Below are 20,961 nucleotides of genomic sequence, written 5' to 3'. Positions count from 1 at the left end.
ATCGGAGGACGACAGTGGCGGTACGAGCGATCCGGGGCGCGGTCCAGGTGGACTCCGACGAGCGCGAGCTCGTGTTGGAGGCCACCGCCGAACTGGTCTCGGAAGTGATGCGCAGAAACGAATTGACCACGGACGACGTGATCAGCGTGCTGTTCACCGCCACCCCCGACCTCGCCTCGGAGTTTCCTGCCCTTGCCGCGCGCAAGGTCGGGTTCTCCGATGTTCCGCTGATGTGCGCGACCGAGATCGCGGTGCCCCACGCACTGCCCCGAGTGGTCCGCCTCATGGCCCACGTGGAGACCGAGCGTGCGCGCACCGAACTTCAGCACGTCTACCTGCACGGGGCTCAGGCACTGCGCTTGGACATCGCCCAGTAGGGCCGTTTCGGTCGACGCAGAGGGGGTGTGCCGCCCAGGCGGTGCGCCCCCTCTGCGCGTTGCCGTGCCCAGACGCGCCCCGAAGGGGCTTCGCGGCCGGCGCACACGTGCCCTAACCTGGACGACAACCATTCTGAGCGGCAAAAACGGGAGCGAACCGAACATGGTCGAGCGCGCGGTCGTAGTGGGGGCCGGGCTGATCGGGACGTCGATCGCGCTGGCACTGACCCGCCACGGAATCCGGGTCGAACTGTCGGACCGGGACCCGGCGACGCTGCGACTCGCCTGCGAACTCGGGGCGGGGCATCCGCTGACCACCGATCCTGGACGCCCCGCGGACGTGGCCGTCATCGCCGCCCCGCCGCGGGTGGTGCCCGCGGTACTGCGTGACGCCCAGGAGCGCGGGCTGGCCCACGTCTACACCGACGTGGCCAGCGTGAAGGCGTCCATGATCAGCGAGGCGGGCGCGCTCGGCTGCGACCTCGCCACCTACGTCCCCGGCCATCCGATGGGGGGACGGGAGAAGCAGGGGCCCAGCGCGGCGCGCGCCGACCTGTTCCTGGGGCGCTCCTGGGCGCTGTGCCCCACCGCCAAAACCGACCCGGGTGCGCTCGCCCTCGTCACCGCTCTCGCCGAGTTGTGCGGGGCCACCCCCGTCACCCTGGACGCCGCGGCCCACGACCGGGCCGTGGCCCTGGTGTCGCACGCCCCCCACGTGGCCTCGGCTGCTGTCGCCGCCCGCCTCCTCGGCGGTGACTCCGACGCGCTCGCCCTGGCCGGCCAGGGCGTGCGCGACGTCACGCGCATCGCCGGGGGCGATCCCGGTATGTGGTTGGAGATCCTCGGCCACAACTCCCGGCCGGTGGCCGACATCCTCGACGCCATCGCCCTCGACCTCGCAACCGCCGCGACCGCCCTGCGCGCCCACGAAGGGGAGGCGGTCACCGAGCTCCTGCGGCGCGGTGTCGCCGGACACGACCGCATCCCCGGCAAGCACGGCGGCCGGGCCATGCCCGACTACACGGTCCTGCCCGTGGTCATCCCCGACGAACCCGGTGCCCTGGGACGGTTGTTCGCCGCGGCGGCAGACGCCGGCGTCAACATCGAAGACGTCAGGATCGACCACTCGCCCGGCCTGCCGCTGGGTGTCGCCCAGCTCTCGGTGGAGCGCCTTGCCGTCGCCGACCTCGCCCAGGCCCTCGCCGACCGCGGATGGTCGGTTCACCCGTAACAGCCTGGTGGCCAGACAGCCTGGTGGCCAGCTAGTCCGGACCCCCGCGCGGACCCGGGTACGCTTGGCCGTTGAGATGAGATGGAATCCCCACCCCGGAAAGAGAGCCTAAGTTGAGCGGGCAAGGTCGCGCCGAAGGAATCGTCATCGCTATCGACGGTCCCTCTGGGTCGGGCAAGTCAAGCACGGCCAAAGGCGTGGCGAAGGCCCGCGACTGGCGCTACCTCGATACCGGGGCGATGTACCGAGCCATCACCTGGTGGATGGTCTCCAACCAGATCGATGTCACCGACGCGGCAGCCGTCGCGCAGGCGGCGTCGCGGCCGGTCATCACGATGGGCACCGATCCCTCCGCCCCCACCGTCCAGGTGGATGGCACGGACGTGGCCCAGGCGATCAGGACCGATGAGGTCACTGGAAACGTCAGCGCGGTCAGCGCCGTCCCCGAGGTGCGCGAGCGGCTCGTGGCGCGTCAGCGCGAGATCATCGCCGAGGAGTGCGCGGCCGTCGGCGGCATCGTCGTCGAGGGCCGCGATATCACCACGGTGGTCGCACCCGACGCCCCGGTGAAGCTGTTCCTGACCGCCAGCGCCGAAGCGCGTGCGCAGCGGCGCAGCAAAGAAGTCCATTCGAGCGATGTCGCGGCGACCCAGGCGGCGCTGGCCCGCCGCGACAAGCTCGACTCCAGCCGGGCGGTGTCACCGCTGACCCAGACAGCAGACGCCACCGAACTGGACACCACGGGCCTGTCCTTGGACGAGGTTGTCGGACTGGTCGTCAAACTTGCCGACGAGGCCCAGACGCGCGGCCTCTGAGCGCACCGGTTCCCGCCCCGAGCGGTGGGAACCGGGTTTCATCGCGTCTCCTTTCCAGGAGGCGCGCACCACCACTCCCCGCGGCACGCATCCTGGGCGCGTGGGGACTCTGCTACCGGGAGAGATACCTGATGAGTGACATTTTCGACGTGCCCGACGACGCGATCGCCGACGGCGAGGACGCCGTCGTCAAACCCGTCGTCGCGGTCGTGGGACGACCCAACGTCGGCAAGTCGTCGCTGGTGAACCGAATCATCGGCCGCCGCGAAGCGGTCGTGGAGGACGTCCCCGGCGTGACCCGCGACCGTGTCGCCTATGACGCCACCTGGCAGGGGCGCGAGTTCACCCTCGTCGACACCGGCGGCTGGGAGACCAGCGTGAGCGGTCTGGCCGCCATGGTCGCCCGACAGGCCGAGTACGCCGCCGAGACCGCCGACGTGATCCTCTTCGTCGTCGATGCCACCGTCGGCGTCACCGACACCGACGAGGCCGTCACGCGTGTCCTGCGCGCCACCAAGAAGCCCGTCGTGCTGGCCGCCAACAAGGTGGACGGTCCCATGGGCGACTCCGACGCCCTCGTGCTGTGGAACCTCGGTGTGGGCGAGCCGTTCGCGGTCAGCGCCCTGCACGGACGCGGAACCGGTGACCTGCTGGACGCCATGATGGCGGCGATGCCGGTGCCCGCACCCCTGGAGGCCGAGGAGGTCGAGGACGGCCCTCGGCGCATCGCGCTGGTGGGGCGGCCCAACGTCGGCAAGTCCAGCCTGCTCAACCGGCTCGCCGGCGAGGACCGCGTGGTCGTCGACTCCGTGGCCGGCACCACCCGCGACGCGGTGGACGAGTTGGTGGAGCTGGGCGGCACGACCTGGAAGTTCATCGACACCGCCGGTATCCGCAAGCGCTTCCGTGCGCTCCAGGGCGCCGACTACTACGCCACGATGCGCACCAACGTCGCGCTGGAGCGCGCCGAGGTGGCGGTCGTGCTGCTCGACGTCAGCGAGCCACTCGCAGAGCAGGACATCCGCGTGGTGGAGCAGGTCGTCGAGGCCGGTCGTGCGCTCGTCCTGGCGTTCAACAAGTGGGACCTGTTGGACGAGGACCGCCGCTACTACCTGGAGAAGGAGATCGACCGGCAGCTGGGCCGGGTCAGCTGGGCCCCGCGGGTCAACATCGCGGCCGCCACCGGGCGCCACGTCGAGAAGCTCGTGCCCGCCATCGAGACGGGCCTGGCCGGCTGGGACACCCGTATCTCCACCGGACGTCTCAACGGTTGGGTCAAGGAACTGGTCGCGGCCACTCCGCCACCCGTGCGCGGCGGCAAGCAGCCCAAGATCCTGTTCGCCACCCAGGCCGACTCCCGTCCGCCGCACATCGTGCTCTTCACCACCGGTTTCCTGGAGGAGAACTACCGCCGGTTCATCGAGCGCCGACTGCGCGAGGACTTCGGCTTCGAGGGCACCCCGGTGAAGGTGAGCATGCGCATCCGGGAGAAGAAGGCCGGCAAGGGCGGCCAGAGCCGCGCCTCCAAGGGCAGCGTGCGCCCGGACTGGAACAAGTAGTACTCCGCCTTCCCCGTACGCGCTTGCGGGCCCCGGATCGCTTCTGCGGTCCGGGGCCCGTTGCGTGGGTCAGGGGCGGGGTACTCTGCCCTTCGGAAGCGGGGGAGAGCGGGGGAGAGCGGTGGAGCGGATCCTGGTCAGCGCCTGCCTGATGGGGCAGCCGGTGCGCTATGACGGTCGGGCCAAGCCCACCGATCACGTGGTGTTCGGGCGGTGGCGAGCCGAAGGGCGCCTGGTCGCGTTCTGCCCGGAGATCGCCGGCGGGCTGCCCGTGCCCCGGCCGCCCGCCGAGATCGAGCCCGGCCGCGATGCCTCGGCGGTCCTTGCCGGTGAGGCGCACATCCGCACCCCCGACGGGGATGACGCCACGCGTTTCTTCCTGGCCGGAGCGCACGCCGCTCTGCGGGCGGCCCGCAAACACGGGGTCCGGCTCGCCGTGCTCAAGGAGGGCAGCCCCTCCTGCGGTCTGCACGAGGTCTACGACGGTACGTTCACCGGTGCGAGGACGCCGGGGGAGGGCGTCACCACCCGGCTGCTCCGCGACAACGGCATCGACGTCTTCACCGAGAACGAGATCCTCCAGGTTCAGGGGCGCCTCCTCGACCTGGAGCGGGAGGACACGCCCCGGTAGCCCACCCGAACCGATGGGCGTGCGGCCCGCCCTGCCCCTGCCCCCAGCCGATGAAGGCGCCCCGGTGCCCGGCATACTGCTCCGCACCGACCACGCCGATGCCGTGACGAGGGGCGTTTCTCGGCCTCGTCGGCAAACGCTGCCGCTTCACCCGAACAAAATCGCTCTATGCCGATCCGTGCTGTCTGGAGGCGGCGCGGACATGCGCGCGTTCTCCCTGTTTGCCGACAAGGCTGAGGAACTCCACGGGGCCCGAGCCGGTGGCGCCGAACCAGTGCGGGGTTCGGGTGTCGAACTCGACGGCCTCACCGGGTTCGAGAATCAGGTCGTGCTCGCCGAGGACGAGTCGTAGTCTGCCGTTGAGGACGAAGGCCCAGTCGTAGCCTTCGTGGGTGCGGAGGTCGGGTTCGGCGTCGTCGCGTCCGGTGGGAAGGATGAACTTGTAGGCCTGGATGCCACCGGGCCTGCGGCTCAAGGGCAGGACGGTCCGGCCGTCGCCGGTGGGAATCGGGCGCAGGTTGATGCGCGGGTCGCCGGTCGGCGGCGCGTCTACGAGCTCGTCCAGGGTGACGCCGTACACGCGTGCCAGCGGCAGCAGCTGTTCCAGGGTGGGGCGTCGGAGACCGGCCTCGAGCCTGGACAGCGTGCTGGTCGAGATGCCGGTCTCCTCGGCGAGGTGGGTCAACGTGATGTCGCGGCGCTGTCGCAGCTGTTTCAACCGTGGCCCCACGGCGTCGAGCGTGCGGTCCGTCGAGTGGTCCATCCGTCGATTTTGCCATTCGGCAACAGTGTTTGCAATTTTGTCGACCGGTGGCCATTCTCGGAGAGCGGGTGTCGAATCGGCAGCCGCGCATCGTCGAGAGGGCAGACATGGCAGAGCTGACAGGAACAACCCGCGACGTGGTCGTCGCCGATGACGGACACCACCAGGTGGAGCACACGTTCGACAACGAGTACTGGGACCAGATCTGGCAGGGCGACCGCGCCCAGTCCATGGGAACCGGTCGGCCCAACCCGCACCTCGTCCAGGAGGTCGGCGACCTGGTACCCGGGACGGCCCTCGACGCGGGCTGCGGTGCCGGAGCCGAGGCGATTTGGCTCGCCACGCGTGGCTGGCAGGTCACCGGGGCCGACATCGCTCCGGCTGCACTCGACCGCGCCGCCGAGCGCGCCGCAGACGCCGAAGTCGCCGAACGGGTCCGATGGGTCCGGACGGACCTGTCCACCTGGGAGCCGGGCACCCGCTACGACCTGGTCACCACCCACTACGCACACCCCGCGATGCCGCAGCTGGAGTTCTACGACCGCATCGCCTCGTGGGTGGCCCCCGCAGGCACCCTCCTCATCGTCGGCCACCTCCACCACGACGCCACCGCGGACGGACACGGGCATGGACACGGGCATGACCCTGACGGGCCGCCCGCCTCGGCCTCGGCGACCGCTGCCGCCATCACCGCCCGCCTCGACCCCGCCCAGTGGGAGGTCGTGACCGCCCAGGAGTCACACCGGGCCATGACCGGTCACGACGGCCACGCGACCACGATCCACGACGTCCTCGTCCGGGCCACCCGCCGCCTGCCCGCGGACCGGTAAGGGCTGACTCCGGCCCCGGCCGTCACGACCCGTCGCCTGCCCGCGGGGAACGGTCGGCCGGACGCCCGGCCCCCGCAGCGGCGGACGCCCCCGTGCCGGCCCAGCCAGACAAGAAGGCGAGGGCCTCCGCCGAACGGGAACCGGGTTCGGCGGTGTAGACGACCAGGGACTGGTTCTTTGAGCCGCGCACGTCCAACACCTGGAAGTCCAGCACCATCTCGCCCGCGGTCGGGTGGGAGAACCGCTTGCGCCCGTACCGCTGGGCGCGCACACGGTACTCGGACCACCAACGGCGAAAATCGGCGTCCTTGACGGACAGTTCGCCGACCAGGCGTGCCAGAGCGGGGTCGTCCGGGTAGTCGACCGCGTCCATCCGCAGGTACGCGACGCATTCCTGGCCGACCTTCTCCCAGTCCAGGTAACGACTTCGGACGTCAGGATCGAGGAAGGCGAGCCTGATGTGGTTGCGTTGTTCGATCGGTACCCGGCCGAAATCGGTCAGCAGCGCGCCGGCGAGGTCGTTCCAGGCGAGGATGTCCATCCGCCGCCCCACCACCAACGCGGCCACCCCCGTCATACTGTCCAGCAGCATCCGGGTCGCGGAGGACACACGCTGCCTCCGCGTACCGGCCTCCCCGCCCGCGACCGACGGATCGCCGGAGGACCCGGAGCGCGACCGCCTGCGGTCCGGGCCGGAGTCCGCCGCGCAGCGCAGAAGATACTCCTGTTCGTCGGGCCGCAGTTCCAGGGCCCGCGCGAGCGCCGTCAACACCTCGGTGGAGGCGGACCCGACCCGCCCTTGTTCGAGCCGGACGATGTAGTCCACGCTGACGCCCGCCAGCGCCGCCAGTTCCTCACGCCGGAGCCCGGGCACCCGGCGGCGGCCGGAAGTCGGCATCCCGACCTGATCGGGGTCCACCCGGCCGCGGCACGTCCGCAGGTAATCGCCCAGCTCCGTCATAGGGGAACGTCCCTTCGTCCTCGACTGCACGGCCCGGACACTGCCGTTCGTACCCCACCTGTTCCTCTATGGTGACCGAACCCGGGGACGGCTATCCAGGGAAAGCCGTCCCCAGGCTCGGATTTCGCCGGTGGTCAGCCGCCGTGAACGACCTTGGTCTCCAGGAAACCGCTCATGCCGTCCACCCCGAACTCCCGCCCGTTGCCGGACTGTTTGTAGCCGCCCCAGGGAGCGGTCCAGTCGAGCTCGGCGTCGTTGACGAGGACTGCCCCCGCCCGCACGCGTGCCGCGACGGCTTTCGCCCGGTCGAGGTCGGCGCCGACGACATAGGCGGCCAGTCCGTACGGAGTGTCGTTGGCGATGGCGACGGCCTCGTCCACGGTGTCGTAGGCGATGACCGACATGACAGGGCCGAAGATCTCCTCCCGGGCGATCACCATGGTGTTGTCGACGTCGGCGAACACCGTGGGCCGGACGAAGTGGCCCGACTCCAGGCCCTCCGGCTTTCCGGGGCCGCCGGTGACCAGCCGGGCCCCGGCAGCCATTCCTTCGCGGATGTAGCCCTGTACGATCTGCCACTGCTTCTCGGAGACGAGCGGACCCATGCTCGTCTCCGTGGAACGCGGATCTCCCACTCGCAGGGCCTCAAGAGAAGGCACCAGTACCGACAGGAACTCCTCCAGGCGTGCCCGCGGAACGAGTGTTCGGGTGGGTGCGCTGCACAACTGTCCCGTCATCGCCATCATCCACTGGTGAACCGTGGCCACGGCGATGGCGAAGTCGGCGTCTGGCAGCAGGACGTGCGGTGACTTGCCGCCCAATTCGGTGTGGACGCGCTTCATGGTGGGCGCAGCGGCGACGCTGACCTTCGCCGCCGAGGCCAGGGAACCGGTGAAGGAAACGACGTCGACCCCGGGATGCGAGCTCAGTGCGGTGCCCGCGGTCGCGCCGTCCCCGTACACCAGGTTGAAGACCCCCGCCGGAACGTCGGCCGCGTCCATGATCTCGGCGAAGACGGCGGCCGAGTACGGGGTGAGCTCGGAGGGTTTGAGCACTACCGGGCACCCTGCGGCGAGCGCGGACGCGGTCTTGCCCGCGACCTGGAGCACCGGGAAGTTCCACGGTGTGATCAGCCCGGCGACTCCAGCCGGCTCGTGCCGGATCGCGGTTCCGTTGCGCGACTCCTCGAACACGTACTCCTTCAACACCTCGATCGCGGTGACGATCTGCATGCGTCCTGACGGTACGTGCGCGCCCCGGGCCAACGACAGCGGTGCTCCCATCTCCTCGGTGACGGCCTGCGCCAGGTCCTCCGTCCGCCGGTCGAACTCGCTCAGGACCCGCTCCAACAGTGCGATCCGTTCGGCGGGAGAGGTGCGGGAGTAGGTGGTGAAGGCGCGTGCGGCGGCGGTGACCGCTCGGTCCACGTCCGCCGCGCCGGCCAGGGCCACCCGCCCGGTGACGTTCCCGTCCGCCGGGTGGGTCAGTTCCAGGACGGATCCCTCCACGGGCTCGGTCCAGGTTCCGTCGATGTACAGGGTGGTGTTTTCTCGCATGATCGCCTTCCTCGGGTCCTGGGAGCAGGGGGCGTCTCCCCCCGGGGAGTGGAGAGTCCCACTGTCCCCGCTGCTTCTCGTCTCCAAGGCTCCCCGTGCGGGCGGCTGCCTTCCAGGCGGCGTTTTTCCCAGGAGGGAATCGCATAGGAAAACCGGTACCACCCTTGAGTGAAGCCCGGGGGACGCGATTGAACGATTCGTTGATGGAATCCCCGATTCGGCAGTCGTTGCGGTCGGTTGTGAAGTCGCGGGACCCGCCTTCGGTTTATTTCGATCGTCTTCCCGGCGAACAATGCAAAGAGAAGGCGGCCGGGTGAAAGGCGCGGTTGGCGCAGCCGTCGGGCCGGAGGGCGGTCCCGCCTTGTGCCTGGGCAGGGGAGTCCGGTAAGGATTTCCGCAGTTCGGGAGCCGATGTGGCCGGCGTGCTCCGGCGGCCTTGGCGGCTGTGCTCGGGAGGGCTTGCCCGCGATCGCCCCCCGAGTGGCACAATAGCGAAAAAGCAGACAAATTATACTAATTGGCAAAGTTTACATGATTGAAAAATAGGGCTGCGTGAATGGTTGACAGTTGTCCGTGAATGTAACGATTATGGTCTCGTGGGAGCGCTTCCATGTGATCTTGGTTGCATCAATGATCATTCGGGTGGCGGTCTTCTCATTCCTTTCCGTATCTGTGGCCGGCTCCTCGTCACGCCTCCAATCGGGAATATGTGTCACCCGTCCCGTTCGCCTCCCGTTCCTGCCGGTCGCCGAATCCGACGATGCCGCGAGCACTCCACGAGCGGCGGAAGAAGAGGGCGACATGGCCCGAAGGATCCTCGTCACCGGTGCGGGCGGAATGCTTGGCTCGGAGCTGATGGCGGCTCTGTCCGCCGCCGACGAGGTACGGGGGTGGTCGTACTCACGGGACCGTCCGCGCTGCCGGCGGGTCGAGGCCGGTTCCGGAGAGGACGTCGAGGCGTTCTTCGCGCAGGAGCCGCTGGACGTGTGCGTCCACTGCGTGGCCAACGCCGATGTGCAGCAGTGCGAGGACGACCCCGAAATGGCCCACCGGGTGAACACCGTGACGACCGGGAACGTGGCGCAGCAGTGCGCGCGCCGGGGAGTGAAGTTGGTGTACATCTCGACGGAGTACGTCTTCGACGGGAGAGCCACCGACGGATACGCGGAGAACGACCCCCCGAACCCGCTCCAGGTCTACGGAGAGACGAAACGGCGCGGGGAGACCGAGGCCTCACGGGTTCCCGACCACTTGATCGTCCGCCTCCCCGTGCTCTACGGGAAACGGGTGTCGGGACGCGGCCCCACGTGGACGGAGTCGCTCCTGCACACACTCCGGCAGGGGGAGGCCGTCGAGTTGGACGACCGGTTCGAACGCCAACCGACCTGGACGGGTGACGTGGCCGCCATCGTGGGGCGGCTCATCGCCGAAGACCGCGGCGGCATCGTTCACCTGGCCAGCCGGGAGAAGGTGACGAAGTACGCGTGGGCCAGGAAGATCGCCGAAACGGCCGGCCTCCCGGCCGCCCTGGTCCTGCCCTCGTACGCGCTCCGACCTGCGTCAGGGGCGCCCAGGCCGCCCCGCCCCTGCCTGAAGACCACCAGGCTTGAACAAATGGGCATCGACCCGCCCGCTGGAGTCTCCCAGCGCCTTCCGTCGTACCTGAGCGCGATAGGGGAGGCCCGCGCACCACGAACGGACCACTAGCGATCCAGTCCGCGCGGGGTGCCGACCCGCCCGGATACGACACGAGCCACCCACTATCAGCGAAGCACGACGAACCACGAGGAACACAGCCCGTGTCGGGCCCCACCCCGCCCCGGGCAACGAAGCAAGCACGCGTCAACTCTCGTTTTCCGCAAGAGGAGAGAGCCGATGGAGATCATCGTGCGCGACACCTTGTGCCCCCACCATCCGGACGAACCGGTCGACCTCGTGACCCGGCTGCGCGCAGCGGTCCTCGACGGCACACTCGGCCAGGTCACGATCATCACGGGCGAACGGTCCGGTACCTTCCCGAAGTCCCCGGCCCCACACGACGCACCCACGTCGCGCATTCCCCGCTCGGACATGATGAAGTGCGTCGTGGGGGAGGACCGGTGCGCCCGGGCCCGCGCCCTGGCCGCACAGTTGCGGCACGGGCGCGGCAGCGTCCTCATCCTCGACTGTTCGTGCGAGATACGCCCCGGTATCCTCTCGGCGTTCGCCAACCTGACCACGGCCACCGTGCTGGTGGCCGACCGGGGCGTCCTCGTGCGCCGGGGACAGGTGTTCGCCACCGCCCACCGCGAAGGCCGTCTCGCGCTGATCCTGGACAGCCTGGGCCATGAGGGCGACCTGGAGTACCTGGGCACACTCTTCCTCACCGGGGGAGACCGGGCACTGCTCGGCGACATCCTCGCCAGGAACGCCTTCCGGCTCCCGTGGACCCAGGCGGTCTGCCAACTGGCGCAGCGCACCCATGTCCAGTGCGCGGCGCAGACCCGAGACATCCATGGGGACGACGTCGTGGTCGGCGGAGCACTGGCGGGCGGCTCCTACGCACGGACCTACATCCGACTGCATCCCGCGTCGGGGCTGCGAACAGTGCGCAAAGAGGCCGTCGGCGCCGGTGCGGAGAAGCTGGCCGACGAGGTCGGCTGGCTGCACGGTCTGGAAAGGAACGCGCGCAGGCACTTCCCCGAGGTGGTCGAGTCCCGGATCGAGACCTACGGCGTGTCCGTGGACCTCGTCCACCATCATCTCCCCACCCTGCGCCGTCTCATCCTGTCGGGCGACATCGACGAGGCGGAGGCCGCGCGGTGGGCGCGCAGGACGCTGGCCGCGTTGCGGCGCGACGTCTACCCGGTCGCGCCGCTCCCGGCGCCGGCCGACTACGTCCGCCGTACCCACCTGGACCGGATCCGCGGCAGGCTCGCACAGGCGGCGAACGCCCTCCCGGAGCGGCGCCGGCTCTGGACCGCGGCCGAAGTCACGGTGAACGGTGTCGTTCTCAGAGGGCTTCGCCAACTGGTCGACGACCTGGAGCGAGACCCTGCGGTGCTGGACATGCTGACCCCCGAGCGCCTGGTCCGCACGCACGGCGACCCACACTTCGACAACATCCTGATCGACCGGGACAACCATCGTTTCCTCCTGATCGACCCGAGAGGGAACTCCGGCTACGACGTGGCCTACGACCTGGGCAAGATCTGGCACTCCGTCAATTCGCTCTACGACCTCATCCACGACGGCCTGGTCGAGGTCGACGCCGGCGACGACGCCATCGACTACGCCTTCACCTCTCCCCGCCTGGTCGCTTTCTACCACGATGTCCGGGAACGGCTCCTGGACTGGTTCCTGGCAAGCGACTGGTCCCAGGACGACGCGCACTGGTTCTTCAAGGTGCGTCTGGCCGAGGCCGCGCACATGTGCAGTGTCATGCCCTTCCACATCGTCCGCGACAGACCGGACACGGTTGCCCTCGCCTGTTACGCCCGCGGACTGGAACTGATCAACGGCTTCTACACGGATGTCATGGCCGAAACCGCCAAAGCCCCGGTTCTCCCGGGCGTCTGAGAGACAGGGTCCGATGCGCGTCGTGCACTCCGATTCGATGGCTCCCGATGAACGCCCTGACGGGCGCAGCGTGCTCCCCCTCCTCGATCTGCCGGTGGGCGTCCCCGTCGACCGGGCCGCGGTCCTGCTGGTCGAGCATCCCGCCGACTTCACCGAGGAGCGGCACTACCATCGCCACCTGTACGAGATCTTCTACTTCCTCGACGCCGCCGACTACTCGGTCAACGGTGAGACGGTACGGCTGAACTCGGGTGATCTCCTGGTCCTGGAACCGTACGAGCTGCACGGAGCGCTTCCGGTGCCCCATCCGGTGCGGTTGGTCGTGTTCCACGTGCCCAAGGTGCCCGGGGACAAGGTCCAGCCCGGAAATGACCTCCAGGAGCCGAGAGAGAGGCCGCGACGGTGATGGAGGCCGCCGGAAAACCTGTCACGACCAGCCTTGCGGATGCGCTAAAGTTAAACCCGTTGGCGAGGCCGGAGACGGGCTCGCACAACGCGGCCGGGATGTGGCGCAGCTTGGTAGCGCACTTGACTGGGGGTCAAGGGGTCGCAGGTTCAAATCCTGTCATCCCGACGTGAAAGCCCTGGCGAGAGTAGTTTTCTCGCCAGGGCTTCGTCGTGTTCCGGGGGAGTTTTCCGTAGTCCCCCTCGCAGGAAGTCACACCGGGCCGCGGCGCGCCGGTCTGTCGCGCCAGCAGGCTACGTCGCATCCGAGTCAGCCTTCCGCGGTAGTGCCTCAGCGCTCTGAGCCCCCCACGTCTTTCAGGCAAGGACAACGCCGCCCAAGGGCGGGATGATGGTGGGAGCGTTACCCAGCCAGTCGTTGCCTGCTTGCCGCCAGAAGCAGGCGCGACGGCGGCGGGAGCGCGCGAGGGCCTCACGATTGAGGCCGAGGAAGCCGGGCGCGGTACCCGGCGGGCTGTCGCAGGGGCCGGCTTCACAATCAACGTGCCCGAGCCGGTCTCGGCGGTCTGGACGGTTGCGTACCGGGGACCCCTGGCGAAACGACCTCCGGGACACCCGGACCACTCCGGGAACATGATCCGAGGTGCTGGCCTCCCGCCGCCGAGGCGGTGTGAGGCCCCGAACGGTGGGGGCCGGCTCAGATGCGGACCACGATCTTTCCCCGTGTGTGCCCGCGCTCGGCGTATGCGTGCGCCTCCGCGATCCGTTCGAGAGGGTAGGCCAGCTCGATGCGCGGTGTGTAACGGCCCCGCCGGCCGAGTTCGCTCGCTTCGGAGAGGAGGGTGGAGTCGTACTCCGCGATGGCCAGGTGCACGCCCAGGCGCTGTGCATTGGCGTAGTCGGCGATCGTCGACACGCGAGCGGGGTCGCCCGCGATCGCGATGAGGTCGGCCAGGGAGCCGGAGCCCGCGGTGTCGAGCACGATGTCGACACCGTCCGGGGCCAGGACGGCCAGGCGCTCCGCCAGGCCGGCGCCGTAGGTGGTGGGAACGGCTCCGAGGGAGGCGAGGAACTCGTGGTTGCGCTCGCTGGCCGTCCCGATCACGGTGGCGCCCTGGGCCACCGCGATCTCGACCGCGGCACTGCCCACGCCTCCGGCGGCGCCCTCGACGAGAAGGGTACGCCCCCGCAGGGGACCGAGCGCCTTCAGCCCGCCCATCGCGGTCACGGATGCCAGGCCCGCGCCGGCGGCCTCCTCGTCTGTCCACGTGGTGGGCGCGTGGGCCCAGGCCGAGAGCACGGCCAGCTCCGCTGTCGCGCCGGTGACGCCGCCCCGCCCGGAGACACCGCCGGTGCCCGCCGCCCCCCGCACGCCCTTGCCGACCAGCCCGAAGACACGGTCGCCGGTGCCCACCCCCCGCACGCCCTCGCCGATCTCGTCGACCACGCCGACGGCGTCCAGCCCAGGAATCGCTGGCAGGTCCACGGGGAGCATCTCGCGCACCGCACCGGAACGCACGTTCCAGTCGACGGGGTTGACGCCGGCCGCCGCGACGCGGACGCGGATCTCGCCCGGGCCGGGACGGGGGGCCGGTGCCTGCTCGACCACGAGAACCTCCACACCGCCGTACTCGTGATATCGGACTGCGCGCATGACGTTCTGCCTTTCCACGCGGCCTGGACCGGCCGTTCGTGAGGTCAGTGGGGTGAATGCCCGGCGATCGCCGACGCCCACTACGTTAGAACCTGACGTCGACGTCAGGTACAACTCGGGCAGGTCGCCCGGGCGGAGGAGGATCGATGCGCATCGGTGAGGTCGCCGACAAGGCGGGGGTCAGCGTCCGGGCGCTGCGCTATTACGAGGAACAGGATCTGCTCCAGGCGTATCGCAGCCCCGGCGGTCATCGGCATTACCCCGACACCGCCGTCGACCGGGTCCTGTTGATCCAGCAGCTCTATGCCGCGGGCCTTCCGAGCAGAGTGGTCCGCGAGGTGCTGTCATGCGTGGACTCGGGTCGAGCGTCCCCGGAACTCCTGGACCGGCTGGTGACCGAGCGCGTGCGCATCGACCGGCGGATCACCGACCTGCTCGCTGTGTGCGACCGGCTCGACGACGTGATCGCCGTTACGCGGAACCCGGGGTCCGACTGCTCTCACCTGCAGTGAGGGTTGCTGCCGCAGCGATTTCGGCCGGCGGCGGTCGCCGCGGCCACGATCAGCCCACGTGCACATCCGGGCGGCGGGCCTCGTCGGGTTCGGCCTCGCGCAGGATCTCCCGGACGATTGGGGCGGTGTCGCCGCGGCCCAACAACAGGTAGCGCAGCAGCAGGCCCAGAGGGTTGCCGTCGGACCATTCGAAGTGGCAGTGCGGTTTGACCCCGGTCGCGTCGCGCAGCGCGAGCAGGATCGCGGCGATCGTGTTCGGTGCTGCCGGGCTCTGCGCCCGCAGGACCCGGTACCCGCCGATGTCGACTCCGCGGATCTTCAGCACGTCGCTGAAATCGGAGGGATTGATGACGTCGATCTCCAGGAACAGCACGTCGGCCGGCCCGGGGACGGGGCTCTTGCGGCGTTGGTCCGCTTCCTTCTCGGCGTATTCGGCGGTGTCCCCGGTGTCGCGCCGGTTCGCGACCAGGTGCAGTGTCGGGTCCGAGGCCAGCGACTCGGTGATGAACTGGCGGGCGGCACGGTCGAACTCGATGCGGTCCGCTCTGAGCTCGGTGGTGCGCGAGACACGCGAGACCAGGGAGATCACGATGATCCCGGCGATGAACATGCCCGAGATCGCGATGCCGTCGGGGCGCTCGACCACGTTGGCGGTCAGCGCGTAGAGCAGGACGAGCGTCAGTACGCTGAAGGCCACCGCTGTGCGCCGCTGCCCGTGCCGCACCGAGGAGACCGTCACCGCGGTCGCCCCGGAGACCATCATCGCCAGGATTCCGGTGGCGTAGGCCCCCGACTGGGCGTCCACGTCGGCGTTGAACGCGATGGTGATACTGACGCTGACGAAGGTGTAGACCAGAACGACCGGTCGCACCGCCCGGCCCCACTCCGGAGCCATGCCGTAGGAGGGAAGGTAACGGGGCACGATGTTGATCAGCCCGGCCATGGCCGAGGCGCCGGCGAACCACAGGATCAGGATGCTGCTGATGTCGTAGACGGTCCCGAAGGTGTTGCCGAGGTATTCGTGTGCCAGGTACGCCAGTGCGCGGCCACTGGCCGCGCCGCCTTTCTCGAACGCCTCGGGCGGGATCAGCACCGTGGTGATGAACGTGGTCGCGATCAGGTACACGCTCATGATCAACGCCGCGGTGGTCAACAACCTGCGGGTGTTGCGGATGCGCGACTCCAGGCGCTGGGCGGCGGTCCGGCCGTGGTCGGCGACCAGCGGCATCATGCTGACCCCGGTCTCGAAGCCCGACAGGCCCAGCACGAGAAGCGGGAAGGCGGTCAGCGCGATGCCGATGATGCCGCCGAAACCGCCCGGGGTGGCGGTGAGAGCGGTCGTCCAGTTGTCGAACGCACCGGAGCCGTTGAACACCTCGACCAGCCCGACGCCGATCACCACCATGTTGAGCAGCAAGAACACTGCGACGAGGGGGATGGCGACGGCAACTGCCTCGCGAAAACCGAGCAGGAACACCCCGCACAGGACCAGCAGGAGGACAACGGTGATGGCGACGTTCTGCCCGCTGAGGACATCGGGCAGATAGGGGTTCTCCAGGGCGTGCACGGTGGCGTCGGCCGACGACAGCGTAATCGTGATCACCCAGGAGGTCACGACGAACCCGAGCAGGCACAGGACGAAGACCTTCCCCTGCCAGAAGGGGAGCAGTTTCTCCAGCATCGCTATCGACCCCTGCCCGTTGGGGCTCTCCCGGGCGATCCTGCGATACATCGGCAACATCCCGAACAGGGTCAGCACCACGATCAGCAGGGTGGCCAGCGGTGAGAGAGCCCCGGCGGTCATTGCCGCGATCCCGGGAAGATAGGACAGGGTCGAGAAGTAGTCCACTCCGGTCAGGCACATCACCTTCCACCACGCCTGGGGCGGCGAGTGCCGGTGTGCCGCCCGAGCGCCGACCGCCTGCACCTGGTCGGCCAACAGCCAACGGGTCACCTTGTTCGACGGTGCCTTGGGTTGTGCGGGACTGGCCATGTACGCCGGTATGGCGAACCTCGGTTCGACGCTCAACGGGCCCCTTCGCTCTCGTCTGTGCGGCGTGGACCCGTCACCCCGTGCCGGAGCCGCGCTGCTGCGGTGGACCGGAGACGTCGGGAACACCCTCGACAAGGAGTCTCCCCCTCCGCCGCCCCGATCGGCGTTAAAGAAACGCATGGATCGGGCGGGCCCGATGGGGGACGGGCCCGGCCCCCCGACAGTCGGGCCGGAGCGTTGCTGCTGCCGGCAGGCGATGGCGGAGGCGCTGTACGTGCAGCTGCTGGCCTCGGTCCCGTTACGACTTTTCCGGGCGGTTCCCCACCGGGATCGAACACCGTGACGCTGCTGATCCACGCCGAACGCTTGTGCCGGGTGGATCAGTTGCCGCATTGCCGACGGCCTTGCGCGCCCCGGGCACAACGGCCCTGGCATCCGGGCGTCGACTGTGCATGGTGGCGTGTCCGCCTGGGCGGCCGGGGAGTGTCAATCCCGTCAAATCATATGAAAAATGACTTTTCATATTTTTTATTGTCTTAAATGGATCAATTGCCCCGACGGCCTTGCCGTTGGCGGCCGGATCGAAACCAGATGCGACCACTCCTGGACAGTGATCTAAATCACATGGCAACTTTGTTACCAGTAGAAATGTTAGATAAACGCCGTTCACTTTTTACTTGAGGTTGACGTTTGTTGTCCTGAGTCGCCAGATTGGTCCCCACTTCAGCCCCCTCCGTGAGGACAAGCGACCATGTTCAACCGAAGATCCTTCCTTGGCGGCGCCACCCTGGCCGCGGTCGGAGTTCCCCTGCTCGGTGCCGCAGGCTGCGGCTCACCGCAGAACGCCGGCCTGACCAGCGGCAGCGGAGCCGGCCAAGCCGGGGCGCTTCCCCTCACCATCACCAACGACAGCGGGTCGTTCGGCAGCGATCAGATTCGCGTCTACATCGTCGGCACCGACCTGGCGACGGGCCAGCAGTCCTACGTCACCGCCGACGGGACCCTGCGGCCGGTCAGCGAGTCCGACAACACCGACGACGGATTCACCGACTACTCCATCCCGCTCTCCGGGGACACCACCGAACTGTCGTTGCCCTTCATGTCCGGGCGGATCTACTTCGCCCTGGGCGACAAGCTCCGTTTCAAGGTCGTGGCCGACGGTGACGGCCGGGCCGCGTTGCAGTACCCCGCCGGTTGGGTGGAGTCCGACCCCAACTACGAGGTCCTGCACGACACGGTCGAGTTCACCCACAACACCTCCGGCATGTTCTGCAACACCAGCATGGTGGACCAGTTCAGCGTTCCGTTGTCCATCAAGCTCACCGGCGACGCGGACCAGACCACCGGTACCTTCAAACCGGGGGGGCGTGACGCCGTCTTCGACGCGATCGCCGCGGACTCCGACTACTCCCCGCTCGTCGTCGGCGACCGCCTCCGCGTCATCGCGCCGGGACACGGACTCGACACAGGAGTCTTCCCCAGCGACTACTACGACCCCTACATCGACGAGGTCTGGTCGCGCTACGCCGGAACCGACTTGCGCGTCACCACCAACGCGGGCACCTTCACCGGACGCGTCAACGGCTCCGACCAACTGGTCTTCGACAACGGAGTGGCCCCCATCTCCCGCCCCTCCACCCGCGACGTCTTCTTCTGCGACGGAGCGCTTGCGGCCCCCAACGACGGCATCACCGGTCCGGTCGCCGCCATCCTGGGTGCCGCCTTCAACCGCTCCACCCTGCTGGACGTCGCCGAGCAGCCCACCACCGACGCCGCGGCCTTCTACCAGCACGCGATCACCAACCGCTACGCCGGTGTCTTCCACGAGTACACCGAGGACGGCAAGGCGTACGGTTTCGCCTTCGACGACGTCGTGGACTTCGCGTCCTACATCCAGGACCACGCCCCCGCCGCCTTCGCGGTCACGATCAGCCCCTTCTGATCACCTTTCGCGTTCCAGGCCGTTTTGCCGGGCGCGCTGCTCGCTTCCCCCAGACCAACCCGAGGTGATCCCCCGTGCCCGAGAAACGACGCCCCGGCCTGCGGCCACTGGCCATGGGCGCTGTGCTCGGACTGACCCTGGCCGGATGTGCCGCCGCGCCGGAGGCCGTCCCGGTGTCGGCCCAGGAGAACGCCGCCGCTGCCCAATGCGGACTGTTCTTCGACGACTTCGTATACAGCGGCCCCCACGACCCCGCACTCGCCGAGCAGGGATGGCGGGTGCGCAGCTGGGCCGGCGGTCCCGGTGTGGCCGGGGCGTCCTGGGATGCCGACAACATCTCCTTCGTCGCCGAGGACGGTGACCGGCTCCTGCGGTTGACCTCCTCCACCGACGGCACACCTGCCGGTACCAGCCAGGCCGAACTGACGTTCGGGGAGGAGAAGTTCCACGAGGGCACGTATGCGGCGAAGGTGAAATTCGCCGACGAGCCGGTGTCCGGTGCCGACGGCGACACGGTGCTCCAGACCTTCTACACGATCACTCCGCTGGCCTACGACAACGACCCCGACTACAGCGAACTCGATTTCGAGTACCTGCCCAACGGAGGCTGGGGTGCCAGGGCCGAGGCGTTCTACCTCACCTCCTACCACACCTACCAGCGCGACCCTTGGAAGGCCGACAACACCCACGACGTCGTCGACCGTTCCTTCGCGGGCTGGCGCGACCTGGTCATCCAGGTCGCCGACGGCACAGCTAAGTACTACATCGACACCCACCTCGTGGCCGAGCATGGCGGGAAGTACTACCCGAGCTCTCCCATGTCGATCAACTTCAACCAGTGGTTCATCGACATGAGCGGTCACACCGGTGGCACCAGCACTTACGTGCAGGACGTGGACTGGGTCTACTACCAGCAGGGCCAGACCATCGCCCCCGACGCCGTGAACACGCGCGTCGGAGAGCAGCGCAACGCCGGTATCGAGCGGATCGACGAGGTCCCCTCCACGGCGGTGTGCTGATGACGATGCCCACCCGCTAGGGCAAGCGTCAGGGGCGGCGACCGAACGGTCGCCGCCTTTCGCATGTTCCCAGGGTCTTCCCAGACTTCTCTCTTGGGTGAGTTTGCGGCCTTTTTCAGGGGGCATGCGAGGGTCAGGTCCAAAAGCGTGGCCTTGAAACCCGGCGTTCGATGCAGTTGTATCCCCCGCGCTCCGCGCGTTCGGCATCGGCAGCAACGTCGGGTGCGATCTGCGAAGACCGCTTCCACCAGGTGCAAGCCCCACCTGGCGGGAAACCCCAAGGAGACCACGATGCCTGGCAAGACCACGAAACCCCGTCGGACCACCGTCGCGCGGACCAAGAACACGGTCCGTCCGCCCGCACGTCCGCGCGCCACGGGGCGTGCCGAGACACTGCTCGCGGAACTGGCGGCGCTCAAGACCGCCGACGTGCAGGAACGCGAGCGCATCAGGGGCGAACTCGTCGAGTTGCACCTGCCCCTGGTCCGAAGGGAGGCCCGCCGCTACCGCAACAGGGGCGAGCCGATGGACGACCTCTGCCAGGTCGGCACACTGGGACTGATGAAGGCCATCCGCGGGTTCGACCCTTCGTTCGGCAAGCCCTTCGTCGCCTACCTCCTCCCGATGGTCACCGGCGAGCTCAAGCGCCACTTCCGCGACACCACGTGGGCGGTACGCGTTCCGCGTGCCCACCAGGAGAAGCGCTCCGAGCTGAACCGGGTCGTCGCCGAGTTCACCCACAAGGAGGGGCGCACCCCCACCACCAAGGAAATCGCCTCCGCCCTGGAACTCGACGTGGAGCAGACCATCGAACTCATCGACGCGGCCTCGGCCTACAGCGCGTTGTCGTTGGACATGCCCTTCGGCGAGGCCGACGACGAGACCGCGCTGGGCGAGACGCTCGGCTCCACCGACCACGCCCTGGAGAGCGTGGTCGACAAGGAGGCGCTCAAGGGTGCTCTGGATCGGCTTCCCGAGCGCGAGCGACGTGTCGTGCTGTTGCGCTTCTTCGGAAACAAGACCCAGAGCGAGATCGCCACGGACGTCGGCCTCTCCCAGATGCACGTTTCCCGGCTGCTCTCCCAGACCCTGCGCCGGATGCGTCGGGACCTGGCCGGAGAGTGATCAGCCTGCCGTGACCGGCGAGCGCATCGG

Annotated in this window: 18 protein-coding genes and 1 tRNA gene; 14 read left to right on the top strand and 5 right to left on the bottom strand. The window is 68.7% G+C overall.

From position 1 onward, the window contains the following. Positions 1-14 precede the first annotated feature (14 nt). From aroH to QSJ59_RS01080, 5 genes are all read left to right on the top strand, one after another. Positions 15-377, top strand: coding sequence for a chorismate mutase (gene aroH / locus QSJ59_RS01100; RefSeq protein ID WP_285756748.1), 363 nt, complete (start codon positions 15-17; stop codon positions 375-377). Between the two features lie 163 nt (positions 378-540). Beyond that, positions 541-1,608 (top strand): prephenate dehydrogenase, encoded by a 1,068-nt coding sequence (locus QSJ59_RS01095; protein WP_285756747.1) that lies wholly within the window; start codon positions 541-543, stop codon positions 1,606-1,608. A gap of 113 nt (positions 1,609-1,721) precedes the next feature. Further along, positions 1,722-2,423, top strand: a complete 702-nt coding sequence (cmk, locus tag QSJ59_RS01090; RefSeq protein ID WP_285756746.1) for a (d)CMP kinase — start codon at positions 1,722-1,724, stop codon at positions 2,421-2,423. A 131-nt stretch (positions 2,424-2,554) separates the two neighbouring features. Next, positions 2,555-3,982, top strand: a complete 1,428-nt coding sequence (der, locus tag QSJ59_RS01085; protein WP_285756745.1) for a ribosome biogenesis GTPase Der — start codon at positions 2,555-2,557, stop codon at positions 3,980-3,982. Between the two features lie 121 nt (positions 3,983-4,103). Beyond that, the gene (locus tag QSJ59_RS01080) at positions 4,104-4,613 is read left to right on the top strand and encodes a 2-thiouracil desulfurase family protein (protein ID WP_285756744.1); all 510 of its coding nucleotides are present in this window, start codon (positions 4,104-4,106) and stop codon (positions 4,611-4,613) included. A 166-nt stretch (positions 4,614-4,779) separates the two neighbouring features. On the opposite strand, the gene QSJ59_RS01075 is transcribed toward QSJ59_RS01080, so the two are convergent. Beyond that, positions 4,780-5,376: a helix-turn-helix domain-containing protein gene (locus QSJ59_RS01075; protein ID WP_285756743.1), complete on the bottom strand. Its 597-nt coding sequence runs from the start codon at positions 5,374-5,376 to the stop codon at positions 4,780-4,782. A 107-nt stretch (positions 5,377-5,483) separates the two neighbouring features. Here QSJ59_RS01075 and QSJ59_RS01070 point away from each other — a divergent pair, with 107 nt between their 5' ends. Further along, complete coding sequence (locus QSJ59_RS01070; protein ID WP_285756742.1) at positions 5,484-6,206, top strand: class I SAM-dependent methyltransferase; 723 nt, start codon at positions 5,484-5,486, stop codon at positions 6,204-6,206. A 22-nt stretch (positions 6,207-6,228) separates the two neighbouring features. Here the strand turns inward: QSJ59_RS01070 and QSJ59_RS01065 are convergent, their stop codons facing one another. Next, entirely contained in the window at positions 6,229-7,167 is a 939-nt protein-coding gene (locus QSJ59_RS01065) for a helix-turn-helix domain-containing protein (RefSeq protein WP_285756741.1), read from the bottom strand. Between the two features lie 134 nt (positions 7,168-7,301). Then, on the bottom strand, positions 7,302-8,723 hold the full coding sequence (locus QSJ59_RS01060; RefSeq protein WP_285756740.1) for an aldehyde dehydrogenase family protein: 1,422 nt from the start codon (positions 8,721-8,723) through the stop codon (positions 7,302-7,304). Between the two features lie 801 nt (positions 8,724-9,524). On the opposite strand from QSJ59_RS01060, the gene QSJ59_RS01055 reads away from it, so the two are divergent. The 4 genes from QSJ59_RS01055 (at position 9,525) to QSJ59_RS01040 (ending at position 12,855) form a co-directional block, all read left to right on the top strand. After that, on the top strand, positions 9,525-10,430 hold the full coding sequence (locus QSJ59_RS01055) for an SDR family oxidoreductase (RefSeq protein WP_285756739.1): 906 nt from the start codon (positions 9,525-9,527) through the stop codon (positions 10,428-10,430). Between the two features lie 168 nt (positions 10,431-10,598). Beyond that, positions 10,599-12,281 carry a phosphotransferase gene (locus QSJ59_RS01050; RefSeq protein WP_285756738.1) on the top strand — a complete coding sequence of 561 codons (1,683 nt, stop codon included), beginning with the start codon at positions 10,599-10,601 and terminating at the stop codon, positions 12,279-12,281. Positions 12,282-12,318: 37 nt separating this feature from the next. After that, positions 12,319-12,687 carry a cupin domain-containing protein gene (locus tag QSJ59_RS01045; protein WP_285756737.1) on the top strand — a complete coding sequence of 123 codons (369 nt, stop codon included), beginning with the start codon at positions 12,319-12,321 and terminating at the stop codon, positions 12,685-12,687. A 94-nt stretch (positions 12,688-12,781) separates the two neighbouring features. After that, a tRNA-Pro gene (locus QSJ59_RS01040) sits at positions 12,782-12,855 on the top strand. Positions 12,856-13,383: 528 nt separating this feature from the next. Here QSJ59_RS01040 and QSJ59_RS01035 read toward each other — a convergent pair. Then, a complete protein-coding gene (locus QSJ59_RS01035) occupies positions 13,384-14,340 on the bottom strand; it encodes an NADP-dependent oxidoreductase (RefSeq protein ID WP_285756736.1) in 957 nt (318 codons plus the stop codon). A gap of 146 nt (positions 14,341-14,486) precedes the next feature. On the opposite strand from QSJ59_RS01035, the gene QSJ59_RS01030 reads away from it, so the two are divergent. After that, positions 14,487-14,852: a MerR family transcriptional regulator gene (locus QSJ59_RS01030; protein ID WP_285756735.1), complete on the top strand. Its 366-nt coding sequence runs from the start codon at positions 14,487-14,489 to the stop codon at positions 14,850-14,852. Positions 14,853-14,901: 49 nt separating this feature from the next. Here the strand turns inward: QSJ59_RS01030 and QSJ59_RS01025 are convergent, their stop codons facing one another. Beyond that, positions 14,902-16,845, bottom strand: a complete 1,944-nt coding sequence (locus QSJ59_RS01025; protein ID WP_285756734.1) for an amino acid permease — start codon at positions 16,843-16,845, stop codon at positions 14,902-14,904. A 751-nt stretch (positions 16,846-17,596) separates the two neighbouring features. Here QSJ59_RS01025 and QSJ59_RS01020 point away from each other — a divergent pair. The 3 genes from QSJ59_RS01020 to QSJ59_RS01010 all read left to right on the top strand — a co-directional run bounded on the left by QSJ59_RS01020 (position 17,597) and on the right by QSJ59_RS01010 (position 20,931). Further along, positions 17,597-18,787 carry a glycoside hydrolase family 64 protein gene (locus tag QSJ59_RS01020; RefSeq protein ID WP_285756733.1) on the top strand — a complete coding sequence of 397 codons (1,191 nt, stop codon included), beginning with the start codon at positions 17,597-17,599 and terminating at the stop codon, positions 18,785-18,787. A 74-nt stretch (positions 18,788-18,861) separates the two neighbouring features. Next, the gene (locus QSJ59_RS01015) at positions 18,862-19,806 is read left to right on the top strand and encodes a glycoside hydrolase family 16 protein (protein WP_285756732.1); all 945 of its coding nucleotides are present in this window, start codon (positions 18,862-18,864) and stop codon (positions 19,804-19,806) included. A 291-nt stretch (positions 19,807-20,097) separates the two neighbouring features. Further along, a complete protein-coding gene (locus QSJ59_RS01010; protein WP_285756731.1) occupies positions 20,098-20,931 on the top strand; it encodes a SigB/SigF/SigG family RNA polymerase sigma factor in 834 nt (277 codons plus the stop codon). Positions 20,932-20,961: the final 30 nt, after the last annotated feature.

Origin of the sequence: Nocardiopsis ansamitocini (assembly GCF_030268225.1) — a bacterium.
Taxonomy (GTDB): domain Bacteria; phylum Actinomycetota; class Actinomycetes; order Streptosporangiales; family Streptosporangiaceae; genus Nocardiopsis_D; species Nocardiopsis_D ansamitocini.
The sequence above is the reverse complement of the archived record's forward strand: the minus strand, read 5'-3'. Positions and strand labels throughout refer to the sequence as shown.